The sequence below is a fragment of the Burkholderia stabilis genome (assembly GCF_001742165.1).
GTDB lineage: Bacteria > Pseudomonadota > Gammaproteobacteria > Burkholderiales > Burkholderiaceae > Burkholderia > Burkholderia stabilis.
Genome location: NZ_CP016443.1, coordinates 746,982 through 763,583, shown reverse-complemented (window position 1 = coordinate 763,583; position 16,602 = coordinate 746,982). Strand labels below are relative to the sequence as shown.

18 protein-coding genes are annotated in these 16,602 nt (G+C 68.3%); 17 read left to right on the top strand and 1 reads right to left on the bottom strand.

Annotated elements, in window-relative coordinates:
* The first annotated feature begins 456 nt into the window (after positions 1–456).
* From BBJ41_RS21495 to BBJ41_RS21485, 3 genes are all read left to right on the top strand, one after another.
* Positions 457–1,134 carry a hypothetical protein gene (locus BBJ41_RS21495; RefSeq protein ID WP_069750307.1) on the top strand — a complete coding sequence of 226 codons (678 nt, stop codon included), beginning with the start codon at positions 457–459 and terminating at the stop codon, positions 1,132–1,134.
* Positions 1,135–1,534: 400 nt separating this feature from the next.
* The gene (locus tag BBJ41_RS21490; protein WP_069750306.1) at positions 1,535–1,771 is read left to right on the top strand and encodes a FitA-like ribbon-helix-helix domain-containing protein; all 237 of its coding nucleotides are present in this window, start codon (positions 1,535–1,537) and stop codon (positions 1,769–1,771) included.
* A complete protein-coding gene (locus tag BBJ41_RS21485) occupies positions 1,758–2,174 on the top strand; it encodes a type II toxin-antitoxin system VapC family toxin (RefSeq protein WP_232036249.1) in 417 nt (138 codons plus the stop codon). Before BBJ41_RS21490 ends, BBJ41_RS21485 begins: the two co-directional genes overlap by 14 nt.
* 61 nt (positions 2,175–2,235) lie before the next feature.
* Here BBJ41_RS21485 and BBJ41_RS21480 read toward each other — a convergent pair whose 3' ends face one another.
* Positions 2,236–2,628: a nuclear transport factor 2 family protein gene (locus BBJ41_RS21480; protein WP_069748336.1), complete on the bottom strand. Its 393-nt coding sequence runs from the start codon at positions 2,626–2,628 to the stop codon at positions 2,236–2,238.
* A gap of 430 nt (positions 2,629–3,058) precedes the next feature.
* Between BBJ41_RS21480 and BBJ41_RS21475 the strand changes: the two genes are divergently transcribed.
* From BBJ41_RS21475 to BBJ41_RS21410, 14 genes are read left to right on the top strand one after another with little or no spacing between them, the layout of a single operon-like run.
* Positions 3,059–3,955, top strand: a complete 897-nt coding sequence (locus BBJ41_RS21475) for a VOC family protein (protein WP_069748335.1) — start codon at positions 3,059–3,061, stop codon at positions 3,953–3,955.
* A 9-nt stretch (positions 3,956–3,964) separates the two neighbouring features.
* On the top strand, positions 3,965–4,858 hold the full coding sequence (locus BBJ41_RS21470; protein ID WP_069748334.1) for a CoA transferase subunit A: 894 nt from the start codon (positions 3,965–3,967) through the stop codon (positions 4,856–4,858).
* Positions 4,859–4,868: 10 nt separating this feature from the next.
* Positions 4,869–5,666: a CoA-transferase subunit beta gene (locus BBJ41_RS21465; protein WP_069748333.1), complete on the top strand. Its 798-nt coding sequence runs from the start codon at positions 4,869–4,871 to the stop codon at positions 5,664–5,666.
* A gap of 8 nt (positions 5,667–5,674) precedes the next feature.
* Positions 5,675–6,595 (top strand): enoyl-CoA hydratase, encoded by a 921-nt coding sequence (locus tag BBJ41_RS21460; protein WP_069748332.1) that lies wholly within the window; start codon positions 5,675–5,677, stop codon positions 6,593–6,595.
* Positions 6,592–7,704, top strand: a complete 1,113-nt coding sequence (locus BBJ41_RS21455) for an NAD(P)H-dependent flavin oxidoreductase (RefSeq protein WP_069748331.1) — start codon at positions 6,592–6,594, stop codon at positions 7,702–7,704. Before BBJ41_RS21460 ends, BBJ41_RS21455 begins: the two co-directional genes overlap by 4 nt.
* Before the next feature lie 25 nt (positions 7,705–7,729).
* A complete protein-coding gene (locus BBJ41_RS21450; protein ID WP_069748330.1) occupies positions 7,730–8,533 on the top strand; it encodes an enoyl-CoA hydratase family protein in 804 nt (267 codons plus the stop codon).
* On the top strand, positions 8,530–9,699 hold the full coding sequence (locus BBJ41_RS21445; protein ID WP_069748329.1) for an acyl-CoA dehydrogenase family protein: 1,170 nt from the start codon (positions 8,530–8,532) through the stop codon (positions 9,697–9,699). Before BBJ41_RS21450 ends, BBJ41_RS21445 begins: the two co-directional genes overlap by 4 nt.
* Positions 9,700–9,733: 34 nt before the next feature.
* A complete protein-coding gene (locus BBJ41_RS21440; RefSeq protein ID WP_069748328.1) occupies positions 9,734–10,801 on the top strand; it encodes an acyl-CoA dehydrogenase family protein in 1,068 nt (355 codons plus the stop codon).
* A complete protein-coding gene (locus BBJ41_RS21435) occupies positions 10,801–11,952 on the top strand; it encodes an acetyl-CoA C-acetyltransferase (RefSeq protein ID WP_069748327.1) in 1,152 nt (383 codons plus the stop codon). The genes BBJ41_RS21440 and BBJ41_RS21435 overlap by 1 nt, the downstream gene beginning before the upstream one ends.
* A 33-nt stretch (positions 11,953–11,985) precedes the next feature.
* Complete coding sequence (locus tag BBJ41_RS21430) at positions 11,986–12,864, top strand: SDR family oxidoreductase (protein ID WP_069748326.1); 879 nt, start codon at positions 11,986–11,988, stop codon at positions 12,862–12,864.
* Between the two features lie 3 nt (positions 12,865–12,867).
* On the top strand, positions 12,868–14,112 hold the full coding sequence (locus BBJ41_RS21425; protein ID WP_069748325.1) for an acyl-CoA dehydrogenase family protein: 1,245 nt from the start codon (positions 12,868–12,870) through the stop codon (positions 14,110–14,112).
* Entirely contained in the window at positions 14,109–15,305 is a 1,197-nt protein-coding gene (locus BBJ41_RS21420; protein WP_069748324.1) for an acyl-CoA dehydrogenase family protein, read from the top strand. Before BBJ41_RS21425 ends, BBJ41_RS21420 begins: the two co-directional genes overlap by 4 nt.
* Entirely contained in the window at positions 15,302–16,102 is an 801-nt protein-coding gene (locus tag BBJ41_RS21415; RefSeq protein WP_069748323.1) for an SDR family oxidoreductase, read from the top strand. The genes BBJ41_RS21420 and BBJ41_RS21415 overlap by 4 nt, the downstream gene beginning before the upstream one ends.
* Positions 16,102–16,587 (top strand): MaoC family dehydratase, encoded by a 486-nt coding sequence (locus tag BBJ41_RS21410; protein WP_069748322.1) that lies wholly within the window; start codon positions 16,102–16,104, stop codon positions 16,585–16,587. Before BBJ41_RS21415 ends, BBJ41_RS21410 begins: the two co-directional genes overlap by 1 nt.
* Positions 16,588–16,602 lie beyond the last annotated feature (15 nt).

Below are 16,602 nucleotides of genomic sequence, written 5' to 3'. Positions count from 1 at the left end.
TTCGGCAGGCGTTGCGATCTCGACGTACGACGGGGCGAATCACGCGTTTTGGCCGGGTTTCGGCCTGGTCTGCCGAATACGGATACGTTCCTGAAACATTTCCTCCGATTCTTCCCCCACGTGACCGTGCATGTTCGGCGGTAACGCTTGCCTCGCTTCGGTTTGCGCCGCATGGCACGCGCTTTGCGGTTGACCCGGGGCCGCCGCTGCAAACGAAATTGGCCAGAACGACGATCGCATCGACGGCATGTAACGACATCGAAACAAACGGGGAATCGGATCGGGGCGCAGGTGCCGTCTGTTGCGGCGTATCCGTCGCGCATGTCGTATCGGTCATGCGCACGGGCACCGTGTTCCCGATCCGTCGAACAGCAAGCTTGCTTGCAAGGTGTCGTGCCGGGGTTCGCGCCACGCATTGCGCAGGGGCTGCATGCGGCGGGACGGCGCGCCCGGCACATGTCGGGGGAGGCGCCCGTGAAAACGACAGTGAACCAATGGGCCGCAGTCGCGGTGATGTGTGCCGCGAGCGCGCACGCGCAGGAGATCTACCTGCAGGGCGGCACGCAGGGCGTCGGCATCGGTGCGGCCGTGAGCTTCAATTCGATGCTGGGCGCGCACGCGGATTTCAATGCGATCGATCTTTCGCACGACTTCACGGTGGCCGGCAATCGCTATCAGGACGACCTGAAGCTGCGTCAGGGCGGTCTGTACGCGGACATCTTTCCTTGGCGAGGCAGCGGCTTTCGCGCGACGATCGGGATGCGCTTCAACGATGACGAACTTCGCGGCGTATCGGTGCCGACCAACGGCACTTACGTATTCGGCGGCAAGCGCTATCCGGCGATGCCGGGGATGTACGCGGTCGCGCAAGCGCGTTATCCGGCGGTGATGCCGTATGTCGGAATCGGCTACGGGCACCGGCCGGCATCGAAAGGGTTGGGATTCGTCGCCGACCTCGGCGTCGCGTACGGGATGCCGAAATGCGCGTATTCGCTGTCGCCGGAACTGGCGGCGGCAGTCGGACCGGCGAAGAGCCAGATCCTGGTCGCGAGCGGGCTGGACCAACTGAGGCAGGTGATGTCGCGCTATCGGTGGTATCCGGTTTTGCAGATCGGGATTTCGTATCGGTTCTGAGCGGGTCGAGCTGTTGTTGCGCGCGCCGAACGGTGGATTGGCGATGAGGGCATGGCAATGGTTCGGTTGCTGGCGATCCGGAATACGTTGCCAGGTGGCCGGCGGGCGTGTTGCGCGATCGATCGGTGGATGCGGCCGCGCGCTGCGTCGGTTTGCACATCTGTACGCGAGAAACGGCTGCCGATAGCCAATCGGCCGTCTTTTTCATTTTTCCGATTCGACTTACCTTGCGGACTGCAGTTCGACGTGTCGGGCGAGCGGCGCAAGCCATGTGTATTCATGCGGCCTTTGCTGTTCGCCGGCGCCAACTATCGTTTCCCTCCGCCACTGACGGTGATAGCAATGCTTGCAATTCATGGTCGTGACGCTATCATTGATAGCAATCTGGATGGAGGGACTTATGGCAAATCTACTGGTGCGTAACGTGGATGACAGTATCGTTCAGAGCCTGCGCGAGCAGGCTGCGGCAAATGGCAGGAGTGCCGAGGCCGAACATCGGGCCATCCTGGCCGATGCGCTCGGCCGGCCGAAGCGAAGGTCATTTGCGCAAGTGCTGATGAGCATGCCCGATGCTGGCGAAGACACGGATTTCCAGCGGATTCAGGATTCCGGCGAGGTCAGGCGTGTTTTTGATTGATACGAACGTCATCAGCGAAATCAGGAAGGGCAAGCGAACCAACCGCGGCGTGCGGGCGTTCTTCAGGCAAGCCGAAGCCGACGCGAGCCCGCTGTATCTGTCCGTCGTGACGGTGGCCGAGCTTCGGCGCGGCGTCGACCTGATCCGTCATCGAGGCGATCATCCGCAGGCGTCGGCTCTCGAAGCATGGATGGCGACGATCCTGTCCGGCTATGCGCCGAACATCCTGCCGGTCGATATCGAGACCAGCCAGATGTGGGGGCATTTGCGCGTGCCCGATCCGACGCACGAGCTCGACAAGCTGATCGCGGCCACCGCGTTGATCAACGATCTCACGGTCGTTACGCGCAACGTCGACGATTTCGCTCGCACCGGTGTCCGGCTGCTGAATCCGTTCGATTGACACGGAGGTGGCGCTGGTTCGCCACAGAGGCGCCATCGCCTCGCGTTTGCCCCAGGCTTGCCTAAGCACCAATCTCGGTCGACTGATACGCAATGTTCCGCCACGTCCCGTCGTGCCGGACCCAGACGGAAAGAAAGCGCGCCTGATAATCGAAATGCTCCGCGCCGTTCTGCCCGGTTGCGCGCCAGCGGCCGATCACGATTGCGGCATCGCCGTGCGCGCGGGTGCTCAGTTGGTCCACCGCCGCTGTATCCCACCGTCGAGTGCCGGAGCGGTACGAAGCGAGCACGTCATCTTTCGTTTCGATGTCGCCGCCAGGCTGAATCAGTACGTAATCGGGATGAAGCAGGTGGGCGATGACATCGATCCCGTGGTCGAGATCGAGATGTGCGGCCGCGATCGCATGCTCGGCCTGTTCGACGGCTTGCTGGTCAGCTTCGGTAAAGGTGGACATGAGTCGGCATGAAAGAACCGGATACCGATGCGCCAAGTAGCCAGAGCGGTCGGCGCAAGCGATGTTCCGAAGTACGAAGGGGGCACGCACGATTCTAGCTGCCGTCGTGCGTCACACCCGTTGCAGCCATGAAAAATAACGCGCCGAATCGCTCGTCCCGGCCAGCCGGCACGCTTGCCGCCGGCACCTCGCTCCGCACCCGTGCAAGACGACCGAGCCGTTTCGCCTGATTCCCGCTGCTGCAATGCGGCAATCAGGCCACAACCTGTCCGGGCTTTCCGTCCCCTTGAACGCGAAACCCGCGTCGCAGGGTTCTCCCGCACCGCCACGATTCCCCGCCGCCTCTCGTCCCAACAGACGATGTAACACCACCCCCGACCGGCCAGAATCCTTTCACGAACAACGGATTCTGAACCAGGAGGAGGCCGACATGATCGATGTCCGTGCGCTTGGCTATGTCGTCGTCGAGGCGACGCGCGTCGATGCGTGGCGCCGCTACGCGGAAGACGTGCTGGGCATGCAGGCGCTCGACGCGCCCGACGGCGCGCTGTACCTGAAGATGGACGAGCGCGATTTCCGCTACGTGATCGTTCCCGGCTCGACCGACCGCTATTTCGCGTCGGGCTGGGAGCTGCCCGACGGCGCGGCGTTCGACGCCGCGCTGGCGGCGCTGCAGCGCGCAGGCGTCGAGCCCGTGCGCGCAACCCGCGACGAAGTCGCGCTGCGCCGCGTGCAGGCGATGGCGTGGTGCACCGACCCGTCCGGCAACCGCCACGAGCTGTACTGGGGCGCGCGCTGCGACTTCCGTCGCTTCGTGTCGCCGCTGGGCGTTGCGCATTTCGTCACCGGCGACATGGGGCTCGGCCACGCGGTGCTGCCCGCGCCGCAGTTCGATGCGACCGATGCATTCGTGCGCGGCGTGCTCGGCTTCGAGCTGTCCGACATCTACCGCGTCAAGTTCACGCCCGATCCGGCCGAACCGGAAAAGCGCATCCATTTCATGCACTGCCGCAACGCGCGCCATCACAGCCTCGCGCTGTTCGAGATGGCGGTGCCGTCCGGCTGCGTGCACGTGATGGCCGAAGTCGATTCGATGGACGAAGTCGGCCGCGCGCTCGATCGCGTCGCCGCGCACGACGTGAAGATGTCCGCGACGCTCGGCCGGCACTGCAACGACCAGATGATCTCTTTCTACATGAAGACCCCCGGCGGCTTCGATCTCGAATACGGCTTCGGCGGCCTCACGGTCGACTGGTCGAAGCACGCTGTGTTCGAGGCCACGAAGGTGAGCCAGTGGGGCCACGATTTCAGCATCGGATACCGGTAAGCCAGCACGATGACGATGAAACCTCTCGACAAGACGATGTCCGCGCGCGACGTGGTCGCGCAACTCGCCGACGGCATGACGATCGGTATCGGCGGATGGGGGCCGCGGCGCAAGCCGATGGCGCTGGTGCGCGAAATCGCGCGCTCGAACCTTAAGGACCTGACGATCGTCGCGTACGGCGGCGCCGATGTCGGCCTGCTGTGCGCGGCGGGCAAGGTGCGCAAGGTGGTGTTCGGCTTCGTGTCGCTTGACGTGATTCCGCTCGAACCGCATTTCCGCCGGGCGCGCGAGCAAGGCCGCATCGACGTGCTCGAACTCGACGAAGGCATGCTGCAGCTCGGCCTGCGCGCGGCTGCCGCGCGCCTGCCGTTCCTGCCGACGCGCGCCGGGCTCGGCACCGCGCTGCTGGATCACGCGCCGGAACTGCGCACGGTGAGCTCGCCATACGACGACGGCGAGACGCTGCTGGCGATGCCTGCGCTCGAACTCGACGTCGCGCTGCTGCACGTGAACGCGGCCGACCGGATGGGCAACACACGCATCGACGGCCCGGATCCGTTCTTCGACGCATGGATGGCGCGTGCCGCGCAGCGCTGCTACGTGTCCGCGGAAACGGTCGACGCATCGATCGCGACCGAAGACCTCGACGCCGCGAAACGCAACCCGTTCGAGCGTTCGCTCGTCACGGGCGTCGTGCACGCGCCGGGCGGCGCGCACCCGACGTCGTGCGGGCCGGCCTACGGCTGGGACCTGCCGCACCTGCGCGCGTACTGCGCGAGCGCGGAAGACGATGCGAAAACGACGGCGTACCTGCGCGACGTGGTCGGCCAGGACGAACGCCAGTACCTCGAAGGCGTCGGCGGGCTGTCGCACGTGACGATGCTGCCGTTGCCGATTCTGTAAAGGAGCGCCTGTGAGCGAATCTCTCGACCATTCCCTCGCGGAACTGATGATCGTCGCGTCCGCGCGACTCTGGCGCGACGACGGCGAAGTGCTGGCGACCGGCATCGGCACGGGCCCGCGGCTCGCGGCCGGCCTCGCGCGGCTCGCCTACAACAACGGGCTGATGCTGACCGACGGCGAAGCGTATCTCGTCGAGGAGCCGGTGCCGCTCGGCCCGCGCCCCGACGGTTTCCGCGTGAAGGCGAGCGGCTGGATGACTTACGAACGCGTGTTCGACTGCCTGTGGCACGGCCGCCGCCACGCGCTCGTGATGCCGACGCAGATCGACCGCTTCGGCCAGGCCAATATCTCGTGGCTCGGCGACGACTACGCCCAGCCGAAAACCCAACTGCTCGGCGCACGCGGTTTCCCCGGCAATTCGACGAACCACGCGAACTCGTTCTTCGTCAGCGGCCACGGCAAGCGCACGTTCGTCGAACGCGAAGTCGACATGGTCTGCACGGTCGGCTACAACCCGGCGCGCCGGCTGCCCGGGATGAAAACCTTCGTCGACCTGCGCAGCATCGTCACCGACCTGTGCGTGATGGATTTCAGCGGGCCCGACCACGCGATCCGCGTGCGCTCGCTGCATCCGGGCGTGAGCTTCGACGAGGTGCAGGACGCAACGGGCTTTCCGCTGGTCGCGCATCCGGAACTCGACACGACGGCCGCGCCGAATGCGGAAGACCTGCGCATCGTCCGCGCGCTCGATCCGCACAACCTGCGCGCGACGATCGTGCGCAACAATCCGGCGCCGCGCCGGGGATGAGGCCTGACATGGAAGCGACCCAGGTGACGTTCGGCGACGGTGTCGTCGACTACGCGGTCGAGGACGGCATCGCGACGATCACGATGAACCGCCCCGAGTATCACAACGCGCAGAACTCGAAGATGACGTACGCGCTCGACGCGGCATTCCGGCGCGCGGCGCACGACGATGCGGTGAAGGCGATCGTGCTAGCGGGCGCCGGCAAGCATTTCTCGGCGGGCCACGACATCGGCACGCCGGGCCGCGACATCCACGAGTCGTTCGATCGTGCGTCGCTGTGGTACGACCACGTCGACAAGGAGGGCGGCGAATTCCTCTATGCGCGCGAGCAGGAGGTGTACCTCGGAATGTGCCGGCGCTGGCGCGACCTGCCGAAGCCGACGATCGCGATGGTGCAGGGCGCGTGTATCGCGGGCGGCCTGATGCTCGCGTGGGTGTGCGACCTGATCGTCGCGTCGGAGGATGCGTTCTTTGCCGATCCGGTCGTGCGGATGGGGATTCCGGGCGTCGAGTATTTCGCGCATGCGTACGAGCTGAACCCGCGCATCGCGAAGGAATTCCTGTTCCTCGGCGAACGGATGCCGGCCGAACGCGCGTACCAGATGGGGATGGTCAACCGCGTGGTGCCGCGCGAGCGGCTGCGCGATGCGACCTACGCGATCGCCGCGAAGATCGCGACGATGCCGCGCCTCGGGCTCACGCTGACGAAGCAGGCGCTGAACCACGTCGAGGAACTGCAGGGCAAGCGCGCGGCGATGGACGCAGCGTTCGCGTGGCATCACTTCGCGCACGCGCACAACGAGCTCGTCAGCGGCGACCGCCTCGGCGGCTACGACGCGCGCAGCATGGCCAGCTCGCAGCGCCAGCCGAGCGGCGCGGATCGCGGCGATACGCCGGCGCCGGTCGCCGTCAACGGAGCCGCGGCATGAGCACGACGCTTCACAGCCAGCTTCACAGCCCGCTGCATACGCCTTTGTGCGACCTGCTCGGCTGCCGCTACCCGATCGTGCAGACCGCGATGGGCTGGGTGGCCGACGCACGGCTCGTCGCGGCGACCGCGAACGCGGGCGGCTTCGGCTTCCTGGCCGGCGCGACGCTCGAGCCCGACCAGGTCGAGGCCGAGATCCTGAAAGTGAAGTCGCTGACGGACCAGCCGTTCGGCATCAACTTCCACATGTTCCAAAAGAACGCCGCGCAGGTCGTCGATCTCGCGATCAAGCACCGGCTGCGCGCGGTCAGCTACGGCCGCGGGCCGGACGCGAAGACGATCCGCCGCTTCAAGGATGCCGGCATCGTCTGCATGCCGACCGTCGGCGCGCCGAAGCATGCGGCCAAGGCGGTCGAGCTGGGCGCGGACATCGTCACCGTGCAGGGCGCGGAAGGCGGCGGCCACACAGGCTCGGTGCCGACCACGCTGCTGCTGCCGAAGGTGCTCGACGCGGTACGCGTGCCGGTCGTCGCGGCGGGCGGATTTTTCGACGGTCGCGGGCTGGCCGCCGCGCTTGCGTACGGCGCGGCCGGCATCGCGATGGGCACGCGTTTCCTGATGAGCGCCGAATCGCCGGTGCCGCGCGAAACGCTCGATCGTTACGTCGCGGTGGGCGACCCGGCGCGCATTCGCGTGTCGGACGCGCTCGACGGTTTGCCGCAACGGATGATCGACAACCCGTATCTGCTGAAGCTCGAACGCTTCGGCCCGCTGCGCCGCACGCTGTTCGCGCTGAAGACGGCCGAAGCATGGCGGCGCCAGAACGGGCTGCGCACGAGCGAAATGCTCGGCCTCGCGATCAAGGCGCTGCGTTCGCACGACTACACGGCGAGCCAGACGCTGATGGCCGCGAACGCACCGTTCCTGATCCAGCGCGCGATCGTCGAGGGCAAGCCGGACGAAGGCGTGCTGCCGAGCGGCCAGGCGGCCGCGATGATCGGCGCGATCGAATCGTGCGACGCGCTGATCGCGCGGATCGTCGCGGAAGCCGGCGAACGGCTCGACGCACTGGCCGCGTTGCGCGGCGCGGCAGCGGCGCAGGCCGCATAAGCACAAACACAGGGAGGCAAAGGAGATGACAGCATCCAATCAACCGGCCGGCGCGATGCCGTTCCGGATCGATCGCGCCGACGGCATCGCCGAACTGGTGATCGCCCATCCGCCCGTGAACGCGCTCGACGCGCAGGGCTGGCATGCGCTCTCCCGCGCGCTCGACGCGCTCGGCGAGGACGACGACGTGCGCGTGATCGTCGTGCGCGGCGAGGGGCGCGGCTTCTGCGCGGGCGTCGACATCAAGGAACTGGCCGCGCATCCGGAGCGGATCGTGTCTGTCAACGCGGGCAACTACGAGACGTTCCGCGCGGTGCACCGCAACCCGAAGCCGGTGATCGCGGCCGTGCACGGTTTCGTGCTCGGCGGCGGGATCGGCATCTGCGGCGCGGCGGACATCGTCGTCGCGGCGGATTGCGCGCGCTTCGGCGTGCCCGAGATCGACCGCGGCGCGATGGGCGGCGGCGCGCACCTGCAGCGGCTGTTCGGCGTGCAGAAGGTGCGGGCGATGTATTTCACCGGCGACATGATCGACGCGGCCGAAGCGTACCGGCTCGGCGCGGTCGAGCAGGTCGTCGCGCGTGATGCGCTGCGCGACGCGGCGCTCGCGATCGCCCGCAAGATCGCGGACAAGAGCCCGGCGATGGTGCGGCTTGCGAAGGAGGCGCTGAACGGCGTCGAGGACGGTGATCTCGAGGACAAGTACCGCTGGGAGCAGGGTTTCACGCTGCAGGCGTACATGACGAACGACTCGACGGAGGCGCGCGCCGCGTTCGTCGAGAAGCGCGACGCGCGTTTCGACGCGCAGGCCGAGGAGGCACGCGCATGAACCTGACCTATACGCCGCAACAGCAGGCGTTCCGCGCGGAAATCCGCGAATGGCTCGCCGCGCACGTGCCGCGCGAGCGGCTGCCGAGCTTCGACACCGAGGAAGGCTTCGCCGCGCACCGCGAATGGGAGCGCACGCTGCACTCGGGCCGCTGGAGCATGGTCACGTGGCCGCGCGAGCTGGGCGGGCGCGGTTGCGACCTGATCGAGTGGCTGATCTTCGAGGAAGAGTACTGGCGCGCCGACGCGCCGATGCGCGTGAACCAGAACGGCATCTTCCTGCTCGGCCCGACGCTGATGGATTTCGGCACGCCGGAGCAGAAAGCGCGCTTCCTGCCCGCGATGGCGGCCGGCGAGCACGTGTGGGCGCAGGGCTGGTCGGAGCCGAACGCGGGCTCGGACATGGCCGCGATCCGCACGACGGCGGTCCGCATCGGCGACGAGTACGTGCTGAACGGCCAGAAGATCTGGTCGACGCGCGCGGTGTGGGCCGACTGGCTGTTCGGGCTGTTCCGCAGCGATCCCGAATCGTCGCGCCACCACGGGCTCACGTTCCTGATGGTGCCGCTGTCCGCGCCGGGCATCACGGTGCGGCCGATCCGGCAGTTGAACGGGCAGACAGGCTTCGCGGAGATCTTCTTCGACGACGTGCGTGTGCCGGTGGAGAACCGGCTCGCGGCCGAAGGCGCGGGCTGGCAGGTCGCGATGGCGACGGCCGGCTTCGAGCGCGGGCTGATGCTGCGCTCGCCGGCGCGCTTCCAGCGCACCGCGCAGGCATTGCGCGACCTGTATCTCGCGCACCGCGACAGCGCGGATCGCGATCCGACGCTGCGCGAGCGCGTGGTGTCGGCCTGGATGGATGCGCAGGCGTATGCGCTGTCGACCTACGCGACCGCGAGCCGGCTGCTCAAGGGCGGTCACATCGGCGCGGAGTCGAGCACCAACAAGGTGTTCTGGTCTGAACTCGACCTGCGCATGCATCAGACAGCGCTCGACATCCTCGGCGCGCACGGCGAGGTCGTCCCGCAGACGGCCGCGCAGCACGCGACGCTCGGCCACTGGCTCGATGGCTTCCTGTTCGCGCAGGCCGGCCCGATCTACGCGGGCACCAACGAGATCCAGCGCAACATCGTCGCCGAACGGATGCTCGGCATGCCGCGCGCGTAACGGCGCCGGCGACACCTCACTGAACGGACATCGTATGGATTTCGTATTCGATGAAGACCAGGAAGCGCTCGCGGACAGCGTGAAGCGCCTGCTGATGACCGAGATGACGCCCGAGCTGATCCGCGAGCTCTGGGCCACGCCGACCGGCCGCTCGGACGCGCTGTGGGCGCTGTTCGCGTCGCAGGGGCTGACCGCCGTGTCGGTGCCCGAGGCGTACGGCGGCCTCGGCCTGACCGAGGCGGAATGGGCGCTGCTCGCGCAGACCTACGGTTACTTCGGCAGCCCCGAGCCGCTGCTCGACACGGCGCTCGTGTCGGCCGGCGTGCTGGCGCGGTTGCCCGCGAGCGACTGGCGCGACGCGCTGTTGCGCGACATCGCCGAAGGGCGCGCGCGCGTCGCGCTCGTGCATCCGGTGAACCCGTATGCGGCCGACGTGCACGTCGCGCAGACGCTGCTGTGCGAACACCGCGGCGAGCTGCACCGCGTCGATCCCGCGCAGTGCGCGTGGCGCGCGGTCGACAGCGTCGACCCGTCGCGGCGCCTGTTCACGCTCGACTGGGAACCCGCGGCGGCCACGCGCATCGCGGATGCGGAGGAAGCCGCGCCGCTGCTGGCACGCGCGCTCGACCACGGCGCGTTCGCGGTGGCCGCGCAATTGCTCGGCCTCACGCAGCGCGTGCTCGACGTCGCGATCGATTACAGCGCGCAGCGCAAGCAGTTCGGCAAGGCGATCGGCTCGTACCAGGCGCTCAAGCATCTGCTCGCGGACGTGGCGATCCGCTACGAGTTCGCGCGGCCGGTGGTCGCGCGCGCCGCGCAGGCGATCGCCGACGATCACCCGCAGCGCGCGGTGTTCGTGTCGCACGCGAAGCTCGCGGCGACGGCGGCCGCGCAACTGGCCGCGCGTCACACGATGCAGGTGCACGGCGCGATCGGCTACACGTGGGAGCTCGACCTGCAGATCTTCATGAAGCGCATCTGGGCGCTTTCCGGCAGCTGGGGCGACAGCGCGTTCCACAAGGCCCGCGTGGCCGACGCGATTCTCGGCGACGCATTGCCGATCGGCCCCGCGCAGACCTTCGACCTCGAGGAACTGAACTGATGAAACAAGCCTATATCGTCGACGCGCTGCGCACGCCGACCGGCCGCCGCAAGGGCGGGCTCGCGCACGTGCATGGGGCGGACCTCGGCGGCTTCGTGCTGAAGACGCTCGTCGAACGCAACGCGATTCCGGCCGACGAATACGACGACGTGGTATTCGGCTGCGTCGACACGATCGGCCCGCTCGCGGGCAACATCGCGCGCACCTGCTGGCTCGCGGCCGGGCTGCCGCTCACGGTGCCGGGCGTGACGGTCGACCGGCAGTGCGGCTCGTCGCAGCAGGCCGTGCATTTCGCCGCGCAGGCCGTGATGAGCGGCGTGCAGGATGTCGTCGTCGCCGGCGGCGTGCAGACGATGACGCAGATCCCGATCTCGTCCGCGATGACCTGCGCCGCGCCGCTCGGCTTCACCGATCCGTTCTCGGGCAGCGCCGGCTGGCGCGCGCGCTTCGGCGACGCGCCGGTGTCGCAGTTCGTCGCCGCGCAGCGGATCGCCGATCACTGGAACCTGTCGCGCGACGCGATGGAGCGTTATGCGCTCGAAAGCCACCGCCGCGCGGTCGCGGCGATCGAGGCCGGCCATTTCAAGCGGGAAATCGTGCCGCTCGAAGGCGTGCTGCACGACGAGACGCCGCGCCCCGACACGTCGCTGGAAAAGATGGCGACGCTCGAACCGCTCGCGCCGGGCGGCTCGCTGACGGCCGCCGTCGCGAGCCAGACCTGCGATGCGGCAGCCGCCTTGCTGATCGTGTCGGAGGATGCGTTGAAGCGCTATGGCCTCACGCCGCGCGCACGCATTCATCACCTGAGCGTGCTCGGCGACGATCCGCTGTGGATGCTGACCGCGCCGATTCCGGCGACCAAGGCCGCATTGAAGAAGAGCGGGCTCGACTGGTCGCAGATCGACGTGGTCGAAATGAACGAGGCGTTCGCGTCAGTCGCGATGGCCTGGCTCGCCGACACGCGTTTTCCGCACGAAAAGACCAATCCGAACGGCGGCGGCATCGCGCTCGGCCATCCGCTCGGCGCGACCGGCGCACGGCTGATGACGACGCTGCTGCACGAGCTGGAACGCACCGGCGGCCGCTACGGCCTGCAGACGATGTGCGAAGGCGGCGGCCTCGCGAACGTCACGATCATCGAGCGCCTGTGAGCGCGTCACTTTCACGATCCACGAGGCACAAGCATGGGAATCTGTAACGGACGCACCGTCATCATCACCGGCGCGGGCGGCGGGCTCGGGCGCGAATACGCGCTCGCGTTCGCGGCCGAAGGCGCGGCGGTCGTCGTCAACGACATCCGGCACGACGCCGCGCAGGCCGTGTGCGACGAGATCGCGCAACGCGGCGGGCGCGCGCTCGCGAATTCGGACGACATCACGCGCACCGACACCGCGCAGCGGATCGTCGATGCGGCGCGCGAAGCGTTCGGCGACGTGCACGTGCTCGTCAACAACGCGGGCATCTGCCGCGACAAGATGTTCACGAGCATGACCGAGAACGACTGGGACGACGTGATGCGCGTGCACCTGCGCGGCCACTTCTGCCTGTCGAGCGTGCTGGCGCGCGTCTGGCGCGACGCCGCGAAGGCCGGCCAGGCAGTCGACGCGCGCATCGTCAACACGAGTTCGGGTGCCGGGCTGCAAGGCTCGATCGGCCAGTCGAACTATGGCGCGGCGAAGGCCGGAATCGCCGCTCTCACGCTGATGCAGGCGGCCGAGCTGCAGCGCTACGGCGTGCGCGTGAACGCGCTCGCACCGGCCGCGCGCACGTCGATGACCGAAGGCGTGTTCGCCGACATGATGAAGAAGCCCGAGGACGGCGGCTTCGACTACTTCGATCCGGCCAACGTCGCGCCGCTGGTGGTGTGGCTCGGCAGCGCGCTGTCGGCCGACGTGACGGGCCAGGTGTTCGAGGTCGCGGGCGGGATGATCGCGGTCGCCGAAGGCTGGCGCACCGGCCCGAGCGTCGATCGCGGCGCGCGCTGGGCAGCGGCCGAAGTCGGCCCGGCCGTCGCGCAGCTGCTCGCCGATGCGCGCCCCGCGCAGCGCGTGTACGGGAGCTGAGCAATGGACCTGGCGCTCACCGACGAACAGGCGATGATCCGCGACGCGGCGGCCGACGTGCTCGCCGAACGCAGCGCGTCCGCCGACGTGCGCCGCGCGCTCGAGCAATCGGCCGGGCGAGACGACGCGTTGTGGGCCGCGCTCGCAGGCGAGCTCGGCTGGAACGCGCTGGCGCTGCCCGAAGCGGCCGGCGGGCTGGGGCTCGGCGCGGTCGAGCAGACGGTGCTGATGGAACAGCTCGGCCGGCGCGTCGCATGCGTGCCGTATTTCCCGACCGCGTGCCTTGCTGCGACCGTGCTGGCCGGCTGCGACACGCCGGTTGTGGCCGGCTGGCTCGCGAAGATTGCCGAAGGCGCTTGCAGCGCGACGCTGGCGCTGCCGCTCGACCTGCCGTTCGACGCGGCAGCGGCTTCCTGGCCGCTGCCGGTCGTCGCGGAGGAAGCGGCGGGCGGCTATGCGCTGTCCGGCGTGATCCCGCAGGTGATCGACGGCGCGCGTGCCGACCTGTTGTTGATCCCCGCGCGGATCGCGAATGAAGCGCAGTCGATCGCGGTGTTCGCAATCGACGTCGCAACGGCAACCGGCCTGACCGTCACGCCGCTCGACACGCTCGACGCGACGCGGCCGATCGCGCGCATTGCGTTCGACGAAACGCGCGTGAATCGCGATGCGCTGCTCGCCGGCCGCGACGCCGCGCAGGCGCTCGAACGCGCCGCATGGTTCGCGGCGCTCGCGCTGGCTGCCGAACAGCTCGGCGGTGCTCAGCAATGCCTCGACCTGACGCTCGACTACACGAGCCAGCGCGTGCAATTCGGCCGTGCGATCGCGTCGTTCCAGGCGGTGAAGCATCGCTGCGCACAGATGATGGTGCTGATCGAATCGGCACGCTCGGCCGTGCTCGGCGCCGCGCATGTGTGGGATGCGCAAGCCGGCGCGACGCCGGGCGCCGCGCTGCGCGTCGACATCGCCGCCGCGAAGGCCGCCGCGAACGACGCCTATGCGTTCTGCGCACAGGAAGCGATCCAGTTGCACGGCGGCGTAGGCTTCACGTGGGCATACGACCCGCATCTCTACTTCAAGCGCGCGCAGGCGTCGGGCGCGCAGTTCGGCAGCACGCCGCAACTGCTCGAATGGATCGCTTGCCATGCGATCGACGGCGGCGCGCCGCAGCGCGACGCAGCGCCAGCGACGCCGCCGGTTTCGGCGGCAACGCGTCCGTCCGCCGCGCGTGCAGGAGCACTTCAATGAACAGCGAAACGCGCGAACAGCAATTGCGGCACGAAGTGGCCGACTGGGTGCAGTCGCACCTGACCGGCGAATTCGCGTGCCTGAAATACCGCGGCGGCCCCGGCGACGAGGAAGCGTGGCCGGCGCTGCGCAAGGCGTGGGAACGGGAAATGGCGCAGGGCGGCTGGACCGGGCTCGGCTGGCCGACCAGCGCCGGCGGGCGCGGCTTGACGGTCGCCGAGCAGGTGATCTTCCACGAGGAATATGCACGCGCCGGCGGCCCGGGGCGGATGGGCCATATCGGCGAAGGGCTGCTTGGGCCGACGCTGGTCGCGTGCGGCACCGACGACCAGCGCGCGCGCTTCCTGCCCGGCATCCTCGCCGGCACGCAGTTCTGGTGCCAGGGTTATTCGGAGCCGGGCGCGGGTTCGGATCTGGCCAACGTCCGCACGCGCGCCGAACAGGATGCGGACGGCGCGTGGCGCGTGTACGGCCAGAAGGTGTGGACATCGCTCGCGCACGATTCCGACTGGATCTTCGTGCTCGCGCGCACCGATCCCGAGTCGAAAGGCAACAAGGGGCTGTCGTTCCTGCTGATGCCGCTCGACCAGCCGGGCATCGAGATCCGGCCGATCAGGCAGCTCAACGGCGGCGCGGAATTCAACGAAGTGTTCTTCGACGGCGCGCGCGCGGAAGCCCGCGACCTCGTCGGCGCGCCGGGCGACGGCTGGCGGATCGCGATGACGCTGCTCGGCTTCGAGCGCGGCATGTCGACGCTCGGCCAGCAGATGCAGTTCGTCCGCGAACTCGAATGGGTGATCGACGCCGCGCGCGAATCGGGCGCGGACCTCGACCCGGTGCTGCGCCAGCGGATCGGTCGCGCCTGGGCCGGGCTGCGCGTGATGCGCTACAACGCGCTGCGGATGCTGTCCGGCGCGGACGACGCCGACGCCGGCGCGCCGCTGCGCCGTGAGGCGCTGATCTACAAGTACTTCTGGTCGAACTGGCACCGCGACCTCGGCCAGCTCGCGATGGATGCGCTCGGCCCCCGCGCGAACGTGGTCGATCCGGCCGACGAAAAGCTCACCCATCTGCAGCGCGTATTCCTGTTCTCCCGTGCGGACACGATCTACGCCGGCACCAATGAAATCCAGCTCAACATCATGGCCGAGCGCGGGCTCGGCATGCCGAGAGAACCACGAGGTAACGCATGACCGAACTTCAGATTGCAAAAGCGCCGCCCTACGTGCCGGGCCACCAGCTGCTCGCCGGCAAATCGGTGCTGATCACGGCCGCCGCCGGCGCGGGCATCGGCTTCGCGGCCGCGCGCCGCTGCGCGGAGGAAGGCTGCCGCGCGCTGTTCATCTCCGACATCCACGAAAAACGCCTCGAACAGGCGGTGCAGACGCTGCGCGCCGAAACGGGGCTGCAACAGATCTACGGCCGCCTGTGCAACGTCTCGGTGGAAGCCGACGTGCAGGCGCTGGTGGCCGACGCGCAGGACAAGCTCGACGGCGTCGACGTGCTGATCAACAACGCCGGGCTCGGCGGGTCGACCCGCATCGTCGATATGGACGATGCCGAATGGTCGCGCGTGATCGACATTAGCCTTACCGGGACGTTCCGGATGACGCGCGCGATGCTGCCGCACATGCAGGCCCGAGGCCGCGGCGCGATCGTCAACAACGCATCGGTGCTCGGCTGGCGCGCGCAGGCGGAACAGGCGCACTACGCGGCGGCGAAAGCGGGCGTGATGGCGCTCACGCGCTGCGCGGCGCTCGAAGCGTCGCCGTACGGCGTGCGCATCAACGCGGTTGCACCGAGCATCGCGATGCACGATTTTCTGAAGAAGTCGGCGCCGGCCGACTTGCTGAATCAACTGGCGTCGCGCGAAGCCTTCGGGCGCGCCGCCGAAGTCTGGGAGGTCGCGAACGTGATGGTGTTTCTTGCAAGCGATTACGCGTCGTACATGACGGGCGAAGTGCTGTCGGTCAGCAGCCAGCACGCATGATGGACACGACCCTCGACCCCGTGCGCGCGACGCCCCGCGTGTTCGCGCATCCCGGCGAACTCGCGGCGGCCGTCGGCGACACGCTCGGCGCGAGCGCGTGGCTCGCGATCGACCAGATCCGCATCGACGGCTTCGCCGATGCGACGGGCGATCACCAGTGGGTGCACGTCGATCCGGTGCGCGCGAAGGACGGCCCGTTCGGCGCGTGCATCGCGCACGGCTACCTGACGCTGTCGCTCGTCAACTACTTCCTGCCGCAGATCGTGCGCATCGACGGCGCGCGGCTCGGCGTCAACTACGGCTGCGACAAGATCCGTTTCCCCGCGCCGGTGAAGGTCGGCGCGCGCGTGCGCGGCGTCGGCGAGCTGCTGCGCGTCGAGCCGCTCGAAGGCGGCGTGCAGGCGTGGATACGCGTGACCGTCGAGATCGAAGGCGAAGCCAAGCCCGGTTGCGTGGCCGACACGATCAGCCGTTACTACTTCTAGATCCAGATTCAGAGA